Raw genomic sequence first — 16,677 nt, 5'->3', positions numbered from 1 at the left:
CCATTCTCAAATCTTCTTCAGGTAAAAATACTTACTAAGCTTCGGGTCTTTATCCTCTCTCACAAACTCAAGCTCATAGCCCAGCTTTTTATAAAACTCCGGTGCCTGAAATCCAAAGGTAGTAAGGGCGATTTTCTCATACCCTTTTCCCTTGAAAGCATCCTCAACTGCTGCCACGAGCCTTCTGCCGACACCGGCTCTTCTGTAATCTTTTCCGATTATCAGATCACCGATATGAACCTCGTTGTAATATGCTCGTCCCGTGATGACCCCCGCTATCTTTCCATCATCTTCTGCAGCAAAGGTAAATTCCTCAAAGTTCAGCGCCACATCACAGTCAATCGCATAATCCGTGAACTCCTTGTTGATGAACTTTCCTACCTTTTCATCTTCCTCTATTCGTCTTATTTCCATGTTTAGCTTACAGCTCCTTATTGTCTCTTTTTTCTGTCAGTCTTTTAAAGAATACTCATACCATTCATCTTCAGTTTCTTTAAATCCCACAGCCTCAAACATCTTTCTGCTCTGACTGTTAAAAGAATAAATATTGGCCTTGACCGACTTCATGCCTTTCTCTTTGGCAAGCTTTATCATCTCTTCTATGCAGCGCCTTCCGATATGTCTGTTCTGGTATTCCTTACATACCACAATGGCAACTTCCCCGTTATTCCTAATGGAAACATCTCCGACCAAAGCGTTCTGATACTCGATATAATAACAGTCACCGTGTGTACTGAGGAAATCATACATTCTGTGCAAAAGCTCAAGATCATACGGCTCATCTTTGTTATCAACCTGCTTGCACACATCAAGATCCTGATACCAGGCAAGTGAAACCTCATCATTTCTGTAATATGGAATCAGCCTGATCTCATCATCGATTCGTCTTTCTGACATTTTAAGGAGCCTCAGTACTCTGAGATCTCTTTTTATCATTACCTCGTTAAAAAAGACATCACTGGAATAAACGTCATTGGCTTCGATTGCCGTGTCCAAATCCACTATTCTTAGAACAAACTCCGCGTCGCTCTCGTAATCATCCAGATCCTGCTCAACAAGCTGATCCTTTACATCACAGAAGTAATAGAAATTTTCCTGTTCGAAAATGGTATTCTCACCTCTGTCACTCTTTTGCCTCCTAAGGACACTGCCGAACTCCCTGATACTCTCGGGGATGACGACCATTCCAACCTCTTCTCTGACCTCACGGATAAGAGCCTCTCTTTTATCCTCATCATCGTGTATTCCGCCACCGGGGAATTTGTAGTACTTCTCCTTCTTGCTGTACACCAGTGCAATCTTGTCGCCCTTTCTGATGATTGCTCTGGCAGATGGTCTTCGAAATACGTTGCCTGATTCCTTATAGTCTTTTAAATCAATTTCGAAAAGTCTTTTCATGGTGTTCCTAAATGTTTCCTTGCCTTAATGACCAGAAAATCCGGCTTATGGAAAAGATCCTTATGCTCCGGAAATTTCTTAAGAAGTTCTTCATCAGGCAGCGGCTCTACCATCTTCTCTATGGCAAAGCCGGCCTCTACCAGCGTATTTACTATCGTCGAAAACATCCTGTGATATTTCTTGATACCGTCAACAAACCAGGTGCTCTCGTTCTCCCTCTCAATACCATAGTTCTTCAGATTGATATGTATCTTTTCCCCCTTCTCATCTCTTGTCCAGCGCTCCCCAGTGCTGTGGCAGGTATTAAAGGGATGTTCCTGTGAAAAAATAAATTCGCCTCCGGGTGTAAGGAGGTTATTGACGTTCCTTACTACTCCTTCGAAGTCCTCAACATAGTGAAGGGCCAGTGAGCTTATGACCACGTCGAACTTCTCAGCGATTTGTGCGATATCCTCGATTGGCATGAGGAGATATTCAATCCTTGGATTTCTGTTTTCGGACTTTGCCACTTCCAGCATCTTCTCTGAAATATCAATTCCAACAACCTTCTCGGCACCCTTTTGGACAAAAGAGATACAGTGCTCGCCATATCCGCATCCTAGGTCGAGAACTCTTTTCCCTGTCAGGTCAGGTAAAAGAGAAAACAGCGTCGGAATCTCAAACAGGTCGTTGGCGTTGGATTCTTTTTCTCTTATTTTCCTGTAACCTTCAAAGAATGTTTCGTTGTCAAATATGTTCTGCTTGGGCATTTTCATTCTCCATTCCCTGTTGTCTTTAGGTCGTAGCCACTTTCCTTATGTACCAGCTGTAGCCGTGGAAGATAAGGTTCTTTTTACTGTGCTCAAATATTGGCGCAAGAGACGTCTCTATCCATTCTCCGGCTTCATCAGCAGTAATATTTCCACCCTCTATCTGTGTATTCACATTTGACTGGATCAGCATGAAATCAACAAATGATTCAAGTTCAAATTCATACTCCATGTCATACTCAGTCTGCTTCTCCATAGTGAAGCCATCCGGCAGATCCGCCTGAGCCCACTTATTTTCCTTCCTGAATGGTTTGGGAAATCTCTTTAGATACTCGTCCCGATACCATGTAGTGTAGGCGTCGCTCCAGGTCATTCTGTCAGTGATTCCAAAGTCGTATATAACAAGCAGGCCACCATCTTCCATGACATCAAACATGTTTGCCATGAACTTCTTCTCGTCAACCCAGTTAATAACACCTGCGGCAGTTACTATGTCGTACTTGTTCTCGGGGACTGTTGTCTCTTCGGCTTTTGCAACGTAGAAGGAATAAGAAGGGTCTTTTCCATATAAATCTCTGCAAACTTCTACCATTGACTCCGCAATATCGGTCCCGCTCACCTTGTCGCAAACAAGACGAAGTGCCTTTGTAGATAAGCCTGCTCCGCAGCCGACGTCGAGGCCGTTTTTGAATTTATATGCTTCGTCAAGATTGCAGTCGCAAAGCAGCTGCTCAATCACGGATTTGTGAAGCCACGGGCGTTTGGCATAACCAAGCGCAATTCTCTTTGAGTCAAAAGACCTGTTATCCATTGCGCTTTCCTCCTGAGATGAACTTCTCATACTCATTAAGCGCAGCAAGTTCACGCCTGTAAAGCCCGTAAATTGCTATGTCCCTGTCATGGTAGTCTTCGTATTTACCGAATATCTCCAGCGCCTGCTCAAGCGGAACCCATGCATTTGTGTAGCCTGCAAGCATTTCTGCTTCTGTAAGGTGCTGAACTCCTGTGTCTTCTATGAGTTCACAAATGTAGTAATGATTGATGTGCCTCCAGACGTCAAAGAGCTCTTCAATATCAAGATATCCTGCTACGGCCTTTGTCCTGTAGCCGGTCTCCTCCAACATCTCGCGCTCACAGCAATCAGTGTAGTTTTCATGACCTTCCACTCCGCCGCCGGGGATGATGTAAAGTCCGCTCTTTGGCTCGTGGCACAAAAGAACTTTTCCATCCCTTACAAGTATTCCTCTGCATGCGTGGCGAAGCTTCTCTATACGTCCCAGAAAATCATCATTTATAAGCTGCATCTGCTTTGCCAAAGTCTTTTTTATCCTCATGAAAAAATGTCCTTCATCTCATTCCCAATGGGCTCAAAAATGGTCCCTAACCCCGTCCCCAGGGACCATTATTCAATTATATCCGATAACCATGGAGCTCACAAGAAATAGCCATCGTCATTGCTTGATGAAAACCTGCACCACATGGTTGGAATAGCCCATCAGATCAGCCCTTTCAGCTGTTGCAATCAGGTACTGAAGCCATTCGTTATAGGAGGCTTCCGACATGTTGTTTACTGAGTCTCTGATGACATGTGAGAGTCCATCCTGCGCAAATCTTGGACCTTTTGTGACTGGCACTTCTTGTAACACCAGCTCTGCCAATTCATCTATTGTGGGTATTGTATCAAGGTATATGGATGAGCCGGTATTATCTGTGACTCTGGCTGTGTCTCTTTCATAGCCTATTGTCTTTATCTCTTCAGCCGAATTCTCGTGCTGGAATATGTACTGTATAAGCGGAGCATCCTGAAGTACAAATGCTACAAATATCGGTGCACCCTTTTTTGCTACTCTTACAGCTTCTTTTATCGCTGCTACTCTCTCCGGTGTCTTATGAAGATGGTAGACAGGGCCGAGTTCAAGTACCAGATCATAGGCATTATCCTGAAAGCCTTTTAAATCCATAGCATTGGCCTGATGCACGTTTATGTTCTCTGTGTCTTTAAAGAGTTCCTTCATTCTGGCCACGTTGTCCGGATGAAGGTCTATAGCATCGATTGAATAGCCTTCATTGGACAGAGCGTTAGTATAAACTCCGCAGCCGGCGCCTATATCTATGATCCTGTCGCCGTTTTTCAGATACTTATGGATGTAGTGCATGGTCAATCTGAATTCTGTTTCATTTACTTTTGTGCTGAATAAGCGATACTCTTCTCCTGCGCCTGAGTACTGTCTCAGATATAACTCTTTAAGCTCTTTTCCCTCAAGTCCCATTTCATGATCCTCCTTTTCTGCAATCGAACAGGTTGATTCCTGCTTTTCGCAATCATTCATTCGCTTTTCGGTTTGTGCAACAAAAAAAGCACATCAGCAAGATTACAATCTGCCCTGTGCTTTTCATAAAATCATCCTATACGAAAAACCACACAGACAGATAAGACCTATCGGCTCACAGCTGTGTGGATAAATCCCAGCTATAAGCGAATACGTCTGTACATAATCTCCATGTAGTTATGCATATATCGCTGATTCATAAGTGCTCCTTATTGATTTATTGTTTGCTATGATATCGCCGACATAAACAGTTGTCAATACAGTATACATTACAAGTCACAAACTTCAACTCACGACAACCTTGTTTTTACCCGTATTCTTAGCCTTATAAAGAGCATCGTCCACCTTCATAAGAGTGTCGGAATAATCGCCTGTGTAACCTGCCACACCTATTGAAACCGTAAATGGCACCGGTGTGTCTTTTGCCTTCTCGATATCTGCTCTGAATTGCTCCATACGGGCGTATGCATCGTCTACACTGCAATTCCTGAGGATCAGTACAAATTCCTCTCCTCCATAGCGAATAACATAGTCATCCTCGTGGGTCTCTGTGTTCAGCTTCTGCCCAAGGAAATAAAGAGTCAGGTCACCGGTGTAGTGGCCGTTCTCATCATTGATCTTCTTAAAGTCGTCAATATCCAGCATGGCCAGTGCTATCTGCTCACCGGGAGACTGAATCTTTAAAGAGTTCTCTGAGATTATTTTTTCCAGAAGATGTCTGTTATATACCATGGTCAGAGGATCAGTTACCATGGATAGCTTAAGCTTCTGAGTGACTCTGTAGTGATCCAGATAAAAGGCGGTCATGATGTAATGAACTACAACGATACCGATGATACAGGGAATTTCCAGCGAAAGGATTACATCATAGTTGGTGTAATGATTAAACATGTTGGTGATGATGATCTCGATAATGAACACACCCCCATTGATCAATGTATCTATGGGCGTTGCCACAAATCCGATTACCATCCAAAGAAGATTAACAATAATGATTCCTGTAACGGAGTTGCTGTTATCAACCAATTTGTAGGCTGTCCAGCTAGCAGCAATGACCATTCCATGACCAAGGAAAAAATCCATCACAACCATCACTCGGGCATTTCCGTTTATACCCGTAACAATGAAAAATACGGCAATAAATGCCAGAATGGACAATCTGGGAATAAGCGTAGGAAGAACGGATCCATTTATCATGTAATCCGAATAAAGAAAACATATGGTAGTCAAACATGCCACAACAAGGCTAAGCTCAACGATACCCTGATAATACTCGCACTTATCCTTGTAGAAATCGGACTTTTCACTTGGACTCATCGACCACAGACCCTTCAACAAGCCAAAGATTGTTTTAACACCGTTAATTATCCTCATATTTGATACCTCTAATAATCAGCAGTTCAAATATTTAGCATGCTACTATAGTCAATCAGTTAAAAGACAGCTTTTCACTATTATATCATGCATTGCCGGTATCGTCCTGTGTTTTAAGCCTGCCAAGATAAATGCAATAACAAATAGCTGTAAATATCGTCACCCCGATACTTATCCAGCTGAACAGCATGATATCCGCACCAAGCACTGCCAGAGCATCTATGATGGAATGAGCTAAGATACACGGTATAATGCTGCCGCTCTTATAGCAAACCATTGTAAAAATGAATCCCCAGCTGATGGCAAAAAAGACCTGGGCCAGCGTTTCCAGACTTGCCTGTCCGTTTAAGAGGTTTACAATATGACCGATTCCAAATGTAAGCGCAGACACTACAATTGCCACAACCGGCTTACCGTCCTTAAGCATGGCCCTGAAGAGAAATCCTCTGAAGATCATTTCCTCCACAAAGCCCACAAGTATCATGGAAAGTACCGCAAAAACCAGCGCAATACCCTGATAAGAAGGAGCAAAGCCATCCCAGATGTTGCCTGTAGCCACGATCCACATGGGAATAAAGTACAGATATTTCCCGGCATTTTTTGGCCATCCGGCAAGTCCGTATTTCTTTTCCAGATGATTTGTTTTTACAAATGCTATGATTCCTGCTGAAAACGCAATAAGCGCCAGGAGCATAATAATGCTATCATCCCCGAAATTTCCTCTGATGGTTCCCATTACAACGCAGTAGGCCACAATCCAAAGTACTGCAAAGACTATTTCCTTCGTTTCATAAAGTTTACGCATTTCATTTTCCTTTCCGTGCAATGATCATTAGGGAAAAGAGCTGTCTGCACCTTCCCTAATTTCTGGCTGCTTCACTTTTGATAACATCTACTAAACTGCTGATTGCTCTGCTTATATGTTTATCCTTATGAACGAATATCTGAGAATAGATGGGAAAAGAATCGCCTCTCCAATCCAGTCTTTTCAGGCTTTTATTCTTCACTTCCCTTGTTGCTGTCATATCGGGAATGAATGCTATTCCCAGGCCGTTTGACGCAAATTGCTTGAGTATCTCCTTGCTTTCTGTCTCTATCAGGATTTTAGGTTCAACATTGTGCCCCTCCAAATCTGAAAGAAGCATGCTTCTGAAACTGCAATTCTGCCCTGTCACCAGCAGCGGATAATCTGTAAGGTCCTTCTCCGTAACCTTTTTTCCCGAAAGAGGATGATTAGGTGAAGCGTAAAATCCAAGGGTTTCAGCCTTCTTGTGCAGCATTGTCAGCCTGTCATCATCAATATAAGGATTCAGCGTGTAAACAAGATCCAATTCCCCTTTTTGAAGCATATCCGGAAACGTATCATGTGTGATAAATACCGGTCGGATATCTATTCCGGGGATCTGATTTCTATAGTTCATCAGAGCCTGCGGTACATAGCTGTAACATAACGACTCAGAAACGCCTATCTTTAACACTCCGGTAGGTTCTTCTTCATCGGAAATTTCGAGATGGATCTCTCTCTCCAATTGTAGCATCTTTTCTGCATATGTAATAAGCTTCTCTCCCTGGGGCGTAAGGACAATCGTCTTTCCCAATCTGTCGAACAGGCGACAATTAAGTTCCTCCTCCAGGAGCTTAATCTGGGTTGTTACGGTTGACTGCGCGTATCCCATGCTGCCCGCTGCCGCTGAGAAACTGTTTAGTTCCGCTATTTTCAAAAAAGTGCTTAGCTGCGTTATTGTCATGTTCACATTCCCTTTGTTAGTTCAATTAAATTGAACATTTATATTATTTGTTTCAATTTTACAGATATAAGTTTTGGCGTTATTATACATTCAAAATAAAGCGAACGCAAGGAGGAATAAGCAATGAACGAATTATGTAAGATCATTAAGGATACTGTGGAGCCTAATTTTCTTAACATCCGCACATCCATAAAGGCTTATGACAGAGATGCCCTCTGCCTTGGCGCACCATGCTGGAGGTGGGCCTACCACGCACTTCACTCCGCAGACAAATGGTTTATCAATCCCTTCGACTATGAGGAACCTTCTTTTCACGTAGAAGGATTAGATAATCCGGACAATCCGTCAGACGTGGTTTTATCTGACGAACAGCTCTTACAGTATCTTGATGAAATAGAAAAAAATACTCTGTCATATCTGGACTCTTTGACAGATGAGATGCTCTATGAGAAGCCAAAGAATTGCAAATATACCAGAATGGAACTTGTGCTTCGGCAGTACAGACATATCTCTTTCCATACAGGCATGTTAAACGGACAGACTGCTCTTGCTACCGGCCAGTTTCCCATGTGGGTATCGGAAACCGAGCAGTATCTGGATGATGGAATACTTTTCGGAAGATACAGAAAATACAGAGTGTGAATATGAAAAGCCTCTCGCCATGTCTTATGGGAGAGGCTTTAATTCGTTATAGTCTTTTGCGTGATCCATCTTTCTCAGTCTTTTTCGTAGAATACAATGTCCATCCGGTCATTAATGTGCTCTACCTTACCGGTCCTGTGATAACCCATTTTCTCATACAGATATAGATTACCCTTTTCCTGCAAAATCGTATCAAGGCACCAATGCTCTTTTCCAAATATCTTCTCGGCTTCTTCTATCGCCTGCTGAGCATAACCTTTATTTCGATACTCTTTCATGATCCATATCGGCGATATGCGTTTTCTGCTTCCGTCCTTTTTATCTATAACACGGATAACACCGACTTTTTCATCATCTGCCATAATGAAATAATAGTTTGTCCAAGGCTGTTCGAATCTTGCTGAAACTTTATCCATCTCCTCTGCTGCAGGACTCAGGTCATGATCCTGATACTTTTTTAGAAGATCAGAAAAAGCTTCAACCTGCATCTTCCAGACAGTTTCAATATCTTCCCGCATGACGGGTTTTAATTCTATCCTCATGAACGTTTCACCACCACTTTTAATGACTTAAGATACTTCTTTTGCTCCTCGGATATTCTGTAGCTCTCCACACTCTTCTGAATGGCTTTGTTATGGGTCCAGTCATCAAGTCTCTTCTGTTCTATGAACGGAAGCACGCTCTCATACTGCTTGGCGAGGGCAGTTGCAAAGTACCATGCTATCATCATATTAACGTAATACTCTTCGCTTCTTAGTTTAGCGACCATCTCAGGATAACAGAGATCAAAGTCATCATCCAGGAAATGCTCCATCAGCATTCCTACTCCAAACCTTATGGTATATGGCTTTTCTGAGCCTGTCCACTTTTTTACACGCACAAGAAGCTCTTCCTTGTGCTTCTTAAAGATCTTCGGAGACATCTGATCACATGTGGCCCAGTTATCTACATAGGGCAGAAACTTCTCCAGCTCCTCCATGCATTCATTCAGATCTTTTATCCCGGAGATGATAAAAGCCTGCAGCTGGTTTTCTTCAAAATATTTATGAGGCAATTCCATAAGGAACTCCTTATAATCTCCGGCCTTCAATATTTCTTTTGCCAAAGTCTTAAGAGCCGGAGTCCTGACTCCAATTATCGACTCGGGATCAATATTCGGGATTATCTTTTTCTGCATATCACGGTATTTCAAATCCTGAAGCTCGTGCAATTTACTGTGTAAATCTGCTTTATCCATACGCGGCTTCCTCCTTACTGCGTCTTTTCTCCCTCTCTTCTCTTCATCATCAGATAACAGTAGTTGAATATGTATATCCATTTACAACAGGCTACTAACTGTTCTTTCATAGTCATCATCAATTACAACAACCTGCTCACCGGCTTGTGTAAATCCATTCATGATTATTTTGTTTTCATACGTAAGCCGTTCTTTACTGCAATAAGAATCGTCTAATCTTTTCTCAATATCATTTCCGTGATTTATGATTTCATCAAAGTGTGATGAGATATATTTTTCCGACATCGAAAGGCATATAAATCTGATGTTAGATAGATATGCAGCATCAAAATCTTTTCGCCATTCAAATGGTATATAGCATCCCTCAACTATGAGATTCTGCTGATTTTCTATTGCCGTCTTTATCATTTCCCTGACAATAGGCCATAAATATTCCGTAAGTTTGTCATCATTCTCCGGCGTAAGCTCAGTATTTCCGCTGCGGATCAAACCCATTTTCAAATGATCTATAGATAAATAAGGGCTTTTGTATTTTTCCAGCATACGCTGTGCTAAGACTGTCTTGCCTGTATGGGAGGCTCCCGTTATAAGAATAATCATTTGCGTAACCTTTTCCCCAAAAATGCTTTGTCTTGACTCATTATAACCATTATTTTAATTCTTAATGAATATCTGAACAACATGATTTGAATACCCCATCAGCTATCGCAAACTGATCAGAATGCTTTCTTTTAACCTGAGCTATTTATAAACATCACAGCAGATACTCTTTTATAAATTTCTCCGCAACATAAGTATTAAGAGCGTAATTAGCTGACTCATAGGTGATTATCAGGCGTTGCCCGGGAATTATTTCGTTTCTGGTGTAATGATCAATCTTCCTGATAGCTTTTTCCGCATATTCAGGATCATCCATCCTGCCGTCATGCTCCCAGTATATTTCTTCATATGTCTTTCTGCTTAAGAATGTGAAATCGGGATAGACAATACCATATCCCTTAAGATGCAATGGGCACTCGTATTTATATTCAACACCCATGTCATAGAACATATCTGCCAGAATTTTCTCAGATTTAGATCTTACTCTCTCTCCTTTTTTAGTGTATATTTCCGTTTTAACATCTTTAAAGTCCCTACCTACATATGGGACAGATTTCCACTGGGCTAAGAGTTGTTCATATGTTGGTTCAACCGGGATGACCAGTTCCTTTCTTTTATGGTTCAAATTGTTATAGATTGCCACTATTTCGTCATCGCTGTACTCTTTTGTCAGTCTTTCCAGCTGCTTTTCTCTCCTGTCCACAAGCTTTTTGATTTTCTGGTCATAAGATTTTTGAGCAAGCTGTTTAGCCAGTGAAAGGTTTTCTTTCTTTATATAGGACAATTTAAATTTCTGATTGTTACTCGTTTCAGTACATTGTACCTGTCCACATTGTTCCTGTTTGTATTGTTCCTGTTTGTACTGTTCCTGTTTGTACTGTTCCTGTTTACAATGTATATATTGGTATTGATTCTTTGTTGTAGTTATTCTAAGTGTTCCATCTGGAGCATTTTTAAGCCTTCCATCTACTGTTCTTTTGATTTCATTGATACGTTTTGATTCCTTTTCTAACAATTCTTTTAGTCCTTGCACTTCCTATAATTCCTTTCCATTAAATTTGTTATTTTGCTATTTTGTTTTTTATCACAACAAAGTTTTCTTTTGGGTTGTAGTTACTTACTTATGCTTGACTTTTATCACACTGCTGAATTACTCAGTTTCATTGATTTCAACAGTGTATTATATCTGCATGCACCTGTTTCAATTGCGCTATTTATAATTATCAGCAGGAGGTTTTTCTGTGTTATTCTGTTGCATTTTTCATACCTGCTATTTCCAACAGATAAATGTATCTATTTATACCTGTTGTAAAACTTGTTATGAGATTTCCAGCAGAGTCTTATAAGCTTTCTCACTGTTGGAATTGATAGTTTTAACATTTCCAACAGTAGCCACCAACTAAATCCATCTGTTGGAATTGATAAAACAGCATTTCCAACAGGAACACACAACCAGAACTACCTGTTGAAATTGACAATATCTGCTTTCACAACAGAAATATCCGTCCGAAACCATCTGTTGAAATCAATATAATTCGCCAAAGCGACAGAGGTTCTACCACTTTTTCCTCTAATAAACCATTAAAGCTATTTAACTATTAAACCAAGAAAAAAATCCGATTGCAATTAGCATCTCAAAAACACTTAATTGCGTGGATAAGATATAAAGATATGCGGCTGGCGGCAGATAGCCAGCCGCAATGATTAGAATTCTTAATATGATATATAACTCAGCCTTCGCTACCGCTCGTCTTCGTTAACAGGACGACGGTTTCCACATGGCTTGTCCAGGGGAACTGGTCCACAGCAACCGCCCTTGTCATGACGTAGCCGCTTTCTTGCAGCATCTCCAGGTCGCGGGCAAGGGATGTGGGTTTGCAGGAAACGTAGATCATGTATGGTACACCGTAGCCGATGATCTTCTGAAGGGCCTTGGGATTTATTCCGTCCCTGGGCGGATCGAGAATGATCATGTCAGGTTTGGTTTCAATCTGATCAAGAACACCAAGAACATCGCCGCAGATAAATTCGCAGTTATCCTCAAGGTGGTTAAGTCTTGCATTCTCTCTTGCAGCCTCTACCGCCTCTTCAACTATCTCAACACCGATGACCTTATCACAGACCTTGGAAAGAAGCTGGGAAATGGTTCCGGTTCCGGAATAGAGATCGTAGATAACGCCATCCTCATTGATCTTCTTCTGATCGTAAAGGCTTCTGATATAGCCTCGAACGGTCTGATACAGAACCTCGGCGCTAAGGCTGTTGGTCTGGAAGAATGAAAAAGGTGTGATTCTGAACTTAAGTCCCAGGATACTCTCATAGAAATAGTCCTGGCCGTATAGTATCTCCGTGCCTTCATCTATGACCGCGTCTGCAAGGCTGTCATTTCTGGTGTGGAGGATTCCCACAATGCGGCCAGCAAGTTCCAGGGATAAAAGAGCATCCTTAAATCCCGTAAGGTCATGCTCTTCCTGAGTTGTGGTAATAAGGTCAATAAGGATATCACCGGTCTTAACGGCCTTCCTCACCAGAAGGTGCCTTAGGTATCCTGTCTGTTTCACCCTGTGGTAAAAAGAGATTTCTTTCCTGTCGTACATTGGTGAGAAATAGTCCAGGGTTGCAGAGATGATGGCCTTGTAGTCATCGTCAACGATCCTGCAGCCTGTGACCGTTACGATGTCATAAAAACTGCCCCTTTTGTGCATGCCAAGACAAAGGGGGCCACCCAACGTACTGTCACCAAAGGTGAATTCCATCTTATTTCTGTAAGCAAATTTAACCGGGCTGGTTTTGATTCCCTCCCAGGTAAACTTAACGTCCGGTTGTCTGTCCATGGCCGGTTTAAGAAGAGTCTTGACCTGCTGCTCCTTAAGACCCAGTTCCTTGACATAAGGCATGGTAAGATAACTGCAGCCTCCGCATTTTCCAAAGTGGATGCAGGGGCTGTTTATGGCATCCGGTGCCTCTTCAAGAATCTCCAGGAGCCTGCCTTCGGCACGGCCGTTCCTGACTTTCTGAACCTGAACAGATACCTTCTGATCGGGAAGGACGCCTTTGACAACGACCTTCCCTTCATCGGTTTCAATTATTCCTTTGTTGGGAAACTCTACTCGTTTGACAGTTCCCTCAATTATATCTTTTTTCTTCACTTAATCATTCAGCCTTCTGTGATGTAATCGTCGTCGTCGAAATCGTCCTCGAAATCATCGAAGTCATCATCGTAATAATCATCCTCAAAAGCAGGAGTCATATAGCGATATACCAGATATGCAATAACGGCTACTGCAGAAACTGCACCGATAACGGCCAGAACCCAGAGAATAATGGTTGCGGGTTTCTTGGCATTGGCAGCTTCTCTCTTGTCCAGAAGTTCGTTGATCCTAGTAATCTCAATAATGTCATCAATCTTAGATCTTACATCCATTTGTAGCCCCTCCATAAAATTTTTGATAGTAATATTATATCACGATATATAGTTGCATTATATCTTTTTGAGCTTGGCAAAACCTGCATACATGATTTTCTGTCCGCAGTCATCAAACTCAACTGTCACCTTGTAATCCCTTGGTCCTTCCTCGAGAGATGTAACCACTCCGTTGCCGTACTTGATATGGGACACCCTGTCTCCGACAACATAGTCGGGAGCGGATGCCTTCATAGGCATTCCCTTGGAAAGTCCTGCCAGAGAGCCCTTTACATGAGTGCTTCCGGCGCCTGCTATATATGGCTTATCCGGAACTGCCCTGGGCTTATTCACTTTTGGCTTAGGAACAGCCTTAAGCTTGTAGGAATTGGAAAGATCCGACTTTTTGGGATCATATCCCGCCTTGCCCTTAGAAAAGCCCTTGGCATAATTAGCCTTTATTCCTGAATGCCCTGCATTCTCATCAAAGCCTTTGTCCTCTTCATCAAAACCTCTGTCATCCTTATCGAAGCTGTCCTCAACGCCCTCGTAGTCATCAAGAGACTCCCCGCCGTCAAAAAGATAGCTTGTGATAGTAACAGGTCTCTCCTTATCCAAAAGCTCTGAAGGGATCTCATCCACGAAGCGGCTGAGCCTGTTGTACTGGGTCTCACCTCTTATCATTCTGCGCTTGGCAGCGGTGAGAGTAAGTCTCTTCTTGGCCCTGGTAATTCCGACATAGGCAAGTCTTCTCTCCTCACGAAGTCCCTCCGGATCGGAATCCTCAGACTGCAGAGTCATGAAACTCGGGAAAAGACCTTCCTCCATTCCCGCCAGGTATACGTTTTCAAATTCCAAGCCCTTGGCACTATGGAGAGTCATGAGAAGAACCTTCTCGTTGTCATCCCCGATCCTGTCAATATCAGCCACAAGAGCCACCTCTTCAAGGAAGCCTGTAAGTGTGGGATTCTCCAGCTCTTCATTTTCCTCATAGGAAGCGATCTTGGAAATAAGTTCGTCCACGTTGGCCGCTCTGTCGTTGTCACCGCTGTCATCATCCTCATCAAGAGACTTAAGATAAGTCATATAACCGGTGACATCTATAACGTCCTTAAGGAGTTCCTCAAGGGAATATACTTTCTGCTTGGTCCTGAAGGCCCTGATCATAGTGACAAAATCATGGAGCTTTCCTGCACTCCTTGCTACTGTCATGATCTGGTCAGCTTCGCACAACGCCTCAAAGAAACTGATCTGTCTCTCATCCGCATAATTCTGAACATTCTCAACTGTGGTGGCTCCGATGCCTCTCTTGGGAACATTGATGATTCTTTTTACCGAGATATCATCCAGTCCGCTGTCGATGGTCTTAAGGTAAGCCAGAAGATCCTTGATCTCGCGCCTTGAGTAGAAATTGGTACCACCCACAATGTCGTAGGGGATCCCCTCTGCCACAAAACGCTCTTCTATAAGTCTGGACTGAGCATTGGTCCTGTAAAGGACTGCGGTCTCATCGTAGGAGAGTTTTCCGTTTCTCTTAAGTCTTCCGATATCGGAGGCTATGAACTCAGCCTCATCGTATCCGGTATCAAACTGGCGAAGGCGCACCTTCTCTCCATCCTTGATATCAGTCCAAAGAGACTTATCCTTCCTTCCGCTGTTGTTGCTGATGACCGCATTGGCAGCATCCAGTATCTGCTGTGTCGAGCGGTAGTTCTGCTCAAGCTTTATCACTGTAGCTTCGGGATAATACTTCTCGAAGTCCAGAATGTTTCTGATGTTGGCACCTCTGAATCTGTAGATACTCTGATCGTCATCACCTACAACGCACAGATTCCTGTACTTGTCCGCAAGAAGCCTTACCAGTTCAAACTGCGCATAGTTGGTATCCTGATACTCATCCACCATGATATATCTGAACCTGTCCTGATAGGATTCAAGGACATCCTGATGCTCCTTAAAAAGAGTAACCGTGTTCATTATAAGATCGTCAAAATCCATGGCGTTGTTCTTTTTAAGCGCCTTCTGGTATTCGGTGTAGGCTGTTGATATTCTTGTCTTGGTAAAATCTCCTGCAACTGAAAGTGCGTACTCCTCCGGGCTTACCAGATTATCCTTGCACTTGGAGATTGCATTCATTATCTGACGGAGTTTGAGCTGCATTGTCTCAAGCTGAAATCTCTTGCAGATATCCTTCATTAGGACCTTGGAATCATCGGTATCATAGATGGTAAAATTGTTGCTGTACCCAAGCTTGTCTGCATATCTTCGAAGCATTCTGACGCAGCTTGAATGGAAGGTTGAAACCCAGATGCTCTCAGCGCCAAAGCCCACAATCTTGTCTACCCTCTCCCTCATCTCACCTGCTGCCTTGTTGGTAAAGGTAATAGCCATGATGTTCCAGGGATTAACACCACATTCATCAATCAGGTATGCCACCCTGTGGGTCAGCACCCTGGTCTTTCCGCTTCCTGCGCCGGCCAGTATCAGTACCGGGCCATCCGTCTGCTGTACAGCCAGCTTCTGCTGACCGTTAAGTGTATCGTAAATTCCCATTAATTCTTATCCTTGTTCTTCTTTTTATCTTTCTCTTTCTCCGCTGCTTCCGAGATATTGTCTATTATCTTTTCCATCAGCAGTTTCTTAACATAAACATCATACAAAAGAAGTGTTATGAAAGAGAAAATATGCATCTTCTCCCGCTCTTCCTCCGTGATGTCCGGATCGTCAAAGGTCTCAAGGGACCTTTCATATTTCTTTTTAAGGTCCTCTATTACAGGCTCCAGAGCCTCATCCTGAAGCTGATAACAGGTATCGTAGATCCTGCTTAAGTTGAGCTTACCTTCCGTCTCGTGGAAGCGATGCTTGAAGGGCTCAATAAGAGTCTGAATGTCATTCATGGACAGTACACTCTTCATGTAATAAATAACGATCAGCATGATCATATGATCCTTGGAATACTTCTTTTTCTCCGGGGGAGGAAGAAGGTTATTCTTAGCATAATTATTGATCATGGTCTTGGTCATTATCTTATCGGTCTCAGGGTGCCTGGTGGTCTTCTTAAGTCTGTCGTTCATAAAGGATGTGACCTGGTCCATGTACAGATCGATATTCGGTATCTCATCAAGTGAGATGGTGTCTATCCTTCCAAGGGATGCGATTATACTGTTTATAAGATCGTCATTATCGATAGTCATTG

The 16,677-nt window shown here is 42.7% G+C and carries 18 protein-coding genes; 1 reads left to right on the top strand and 17 read right to left on the bottom strand.

All coding sequences use genetic code 11. The annotated features are described in order from the left end of the window. Window positions 1-6: 6 nt before the first annotated feature. The 9 genes from T456_RS18830 to T456_RS0100505 form a co-directional block, all read right to left on the bottom strand. The gene (locus T456_RS18830; RefSeq protein WP_024864407.1) at window positions 7-414 is read right to left on the bottom strand and encodes a GNAT family N-acetyltransferase; all 408 of its coding nucleotides are present in this window, start codon (window positions 412-414) and stop codon (window positions 7-9) included. Window positions 415-450: 36 nt separating this feature from the next. After that, complete coding sequence (locus tag T456_RS22945) at window positions 451-1,398, bottom strand: GNAT family N-acetyltransferase (RefSeq protein WP_081748942.1); 948 nt, start codon at window positions 1,396-1,398, stop codon at window positions 451-453. Next, window positions 1,395-2,147, bottom strand: coding sequence for a class I SAM-dependent methyltransferase (locus T456_RS0100535; protein ID WP_024864405.1), 753 nt, complete (start codon window positions 2,145-2,147; stop codon window positions 1,395-1,397). The genes T456_RS22945 and T456_RS0100535 overlap by 4 nt, the downstream gene beginning before the upstream one ends. A gap of 25 nt (window positions 2,148-2,172) precedes the next feature. Next, window positions 2,173-2,958, bottom strand: coding sequence for a class I SAM-dependent methyltransferase (locus T456_RS0100530; protein WP_024864404.1), 786 nt, complete (start codon window positions 2,956-2,958; stop codon window positions 2,173-2,175). Next, window positions 2,951-3,481, bottom strand: coding sequence for an NUDIX hydrolase (locus T456_RS0100525; protein WP_024864403.1), 531 nt, complete (start codon window positions 3,479-3,481; stop codon window positions 2,951-2,953). The genes T456_RS0100530 and T456_RS0100525 overlap by 8 nt, the downstream gene beginning before the upstream one ends. A gap of 117 nt (window positions 3,482-3,598) precedes the next feature. Beyond that, a complete protein-coding gene (locus tag T456_RS0100520; protein ID WP_024864402.1) occupies window positions 3,599-4,417 on the bottom strand; it encodes a class I SAM-dependent methyltransferase in 819 nt (272 codons plus the stop codon). 345 nt (window positions 4,418-4,762) lie between these two features. Continuing rightward, window positions 4,763-5,851 (bottom strand): GGDEF domain-containing protein, encoded by a 1,089-nt coding sequence (locus T456_RS20875; protein WP_024864401.1) that lies wholly within the window; start codon window positions 5,849-5,851, stop codon window positions 4,763-4,765. Window positions 5,852-5,936: 85 nt separating this feature from the next. Next, window positions 5,937-6,656, bottom strand: coding sequence for a CPBP family intramembrane glutamic endopeptidase (locus tag T456_RS0100510; protein WP_024864400.1), 720 nt, complete (start codon window positions 6,654-6,656; stop codon window positions 5,937-5,939). Window positions 6,657-6,711: 55 nt separating this feature from the next. After that, on the bottom strand, window positions 6,712-7,599 hold the full coding sequence (locus T456_RS0100505) for a LysR family transcriptional regulator (RefSeq protein ID WP_024864399.1): 888 nt from the start codon (window positions 7,597-7,599) through the stop codon (window positions 6,712-6,714). A gap of 123 nt (window positions 7,600-7,722) precedes the next feature. Here T456_RS0100505 and T456_RS18820 point away from each other — a divergent pair, with 123 nt between their 5' ends. Continuing rightward, window positions 7,723-8,241, top strand: a complete 519-nt coding sequence (locus tag T456_RS18820) for a hypothetical protein (RefSeq protein ID WP_035800912.1) — start codon at window positions 7,723-7,725, stop codon at window positions 8,239-8,241. Between the two features lie 74 nt (window positions 8,242-8,315). On the opposite strand, the gene T456_RS0100495 is transcribed toward T456_RS18820, so the two are convergent. The 8 genes from T456_RS0100495 to T456_RS0100460 all read right to left on the bottom strand — a co-directional run bounded on the left by T456_RS0100495 (window position 8,316) and on the right by T456_RS0100460 (window position 16,675). Next, on the bottom strand, window positions 8,316-8,783 hold the full coding sequence (locus T456_RS0100495; RefSeq protein ID WP_024864398.1) for a GNAT family N-acetyltransferase: 468 nt from the start codon (window positions 8,781-8,783) through the stop codon (window positions 8,316-8,318). Further along, window positions 8,780-9,478, bottom strand: coding sequence for a DNA alkylation repair protein (locus T456_RS0100490; protein ID WP_024864397.1), 699 nt, complete (start codon window positions 9,476-9,478; stop codon window positions 8,780-8,782). Before T456_RS0100490 ends, T456_RS0100495 begins: the two co-directional genes overlap by 4 nt. Window positions 9,479-9,559: 81 nt before the next feature. Next, entirely contained in the window at window positions 9,560-10,078 is a 519-nt protein-coding gene (locus T456_RS0100485) for an adenylate kinase (protein WP_024864396.1), read from the bottom strand. 154 nt (window positions 10,079-10,232) lie between these two features. Then, window positions 10,233-11,093, bottom strand: a complete 861-nt coding sequence (locus tag T456_RS18815) for a hypothetical protein (RefSeq protein ID WP_155837991.1) — start codon at window positions 11,091-11,093, stop codon at window positions 10,233-10,235. A 715-nt stretch (window positions 11,094-11,808) separates the two neighbouring features. Further along, complete coding sequence (gene rlmD / locus T456_RS0100475; RefSeq protein WP_024864394.1) at window positions 11,809-13,227, bottom strand: 23S rRNA (uracil(1939)-C(5))-methyltransferase RlmD; 1,419 nt, start codon at window positions 13,225-13,227, stop codon at window positions 11,809-11,811. A gap of 8 nt (window positions 13,228-13,235) precedes the next feature. Then, window positions 13,236-13,502 (bottom strand): hypothetical protein, encoded by a 267-nt coding sequence (locus tag T456_RS0100470; RefSeq protein WP_024864393.1) that lies wholly within the window; start codon window positions 13,500-13,502, stop codon window positions 13,236-13,238. Between the two features lie 57 nt (window positions 13,503-13,559). Then, complete coding sequence (locus tag T456_RS0100465) at window positions 13,560-16,034, bottom strand: ATP-dependent helicase (protein WP_024864392.1); 2,475 nt, start codon at window positions 16,032-16,034, stop codon at window positions 13,560-13,562. After that, window positions 16,034-16,675: a DUF1836 domain-containing protein gene (locus T456_RS0100460; RefSeq protein ID WP_024864391.1), complete on the bottom strand. Its 642-nt coding sequence runs from the start codon at window positions 16,673-16,675 to the stop codon at window positions 16,034-16,036. The genes T456_RS0100465 and T456_RS0100460 overlap by 1 nt, the downstream gene beginning before the upstream one ends. Window positions 16,676-16,677: the final 2 nt, after the last annotated feature.

Origin of the sequence: Butyrivibrio sp. FCS014, assembly GCF_000526935.1 — a bacterium.
GTDB lineage: Bacteria > Bacillota > Clostridia > Lachnospirales > Lachnospiraceae > Butyrivibrio.
This window is presented reverse-complemented; position numbering and strand designations above follow the sequence as displayed.

Coding starts and splice junctions, on each gene's coding strand:
- T456_RS0100535 (WP_024864405.1), bottom strand. CDS start 2,147: ATGCCCAAGCAGAACATATTTGACAACGAAACATTCTTTGAAGGTTAC.
- T456_RS0100495 (WP_024864398.1), bottom strand. CDS start 8,783: ATGAGGATAGAATTAAAACCCGTCATGCGGGAAGATATTGAAACTGTC.
- T456_RS20875 (WP_024864401.1), bottom strand. CDS start 5,851: ATGAGGATAATTAACGGTGTTAAAACAATCTTTGGCTTGTTGAAGGGT.
- T456_RS0100465 (WP_024864392.1), bottom strand. CDS start 16,034: ATGGGAATTTACGATACACTTAACGGTCAGCAGAAGCTGGCTGTACAG.
- T456_RS22945 (WP_081748942.1), bottom strand. CDS start 1,398: ATGAAAAGACTTTTCGAAATTGATTTAAAAGACTATAAGGAATCAGGC.
- T456_RS0100490 (WP_024864397.1), bottom strand. CDS start 9,478: ATGGATAAAGCAGATTTACACAGTAAATTGCACGAGCTTCAGGATTTG.
- T456_RS0100510 (WP_024864400.1), bottom strand. CDS start 6,656: ATGCGTAAACTTTATGAAACGAAGGAAATAGTCTTTGCAGTACTTTGG.
- T456_RS0100530 (WP_024864404.1), bottom strand. CDS start 2,958: ATGGATAACAGGTCTTTTGACTCAAAGAGAATTGCGCTTGGTTATGCC.
- T456_RS0100520 (WP_024864402.1), bottom strand. CDS start 4,417: ATGGGACTTGAGGGAAAAGAGCTTAAAGAGTTATATCTGAGACAGTAC.
- T456_RS0100525 (WP_024864403.1), bottom strand. CDS start 3,481: ATGAGGATAAAAAAGACTTTGGCAAAGCAGATGCAGCTTATAAATGAT.
- T456_RS0100470 (WP_024864393.1), bottom strand. CDS start 13,502: ATGGATGTAAGATCTAAGATTGATGACATTATTGAGATTACTAGGATC.
- T456_RS0100505 (WP_024864399.1), bottom strand. CDS start 7,599: ATGACAATAACGCAGCTAAGCACTTTTTTGAAAATAGCGGAACTAAAC.
- T456_RS0100485 (WP_024864396.1), bottom strand. CDS start 10,078: ATGATTATTCTTATAACGGGAGCCTCCCATACAGGCAAGACAGTCTTA.
- T456_RS18830 (WP_024864407.1), bottom strand. CDS start 414: ATGGAAATAAGACGAATAGAGGAAGATGAAAAGGTAGGAAAGTTCATC.
- T456_RS0100460 (WP_024864391.1), bottom strand. CDS start 16,675: ATGACTATCGATAATGACGATCTTATAAACAGTATAATCGCATCCCTT.
- T456_RS18820 (WP_035800912.1), top strand. CDS start 7,723: ATGAACGAATTATGTAAGATCATTAAGGATACTGTGGAGCCTAATTTT.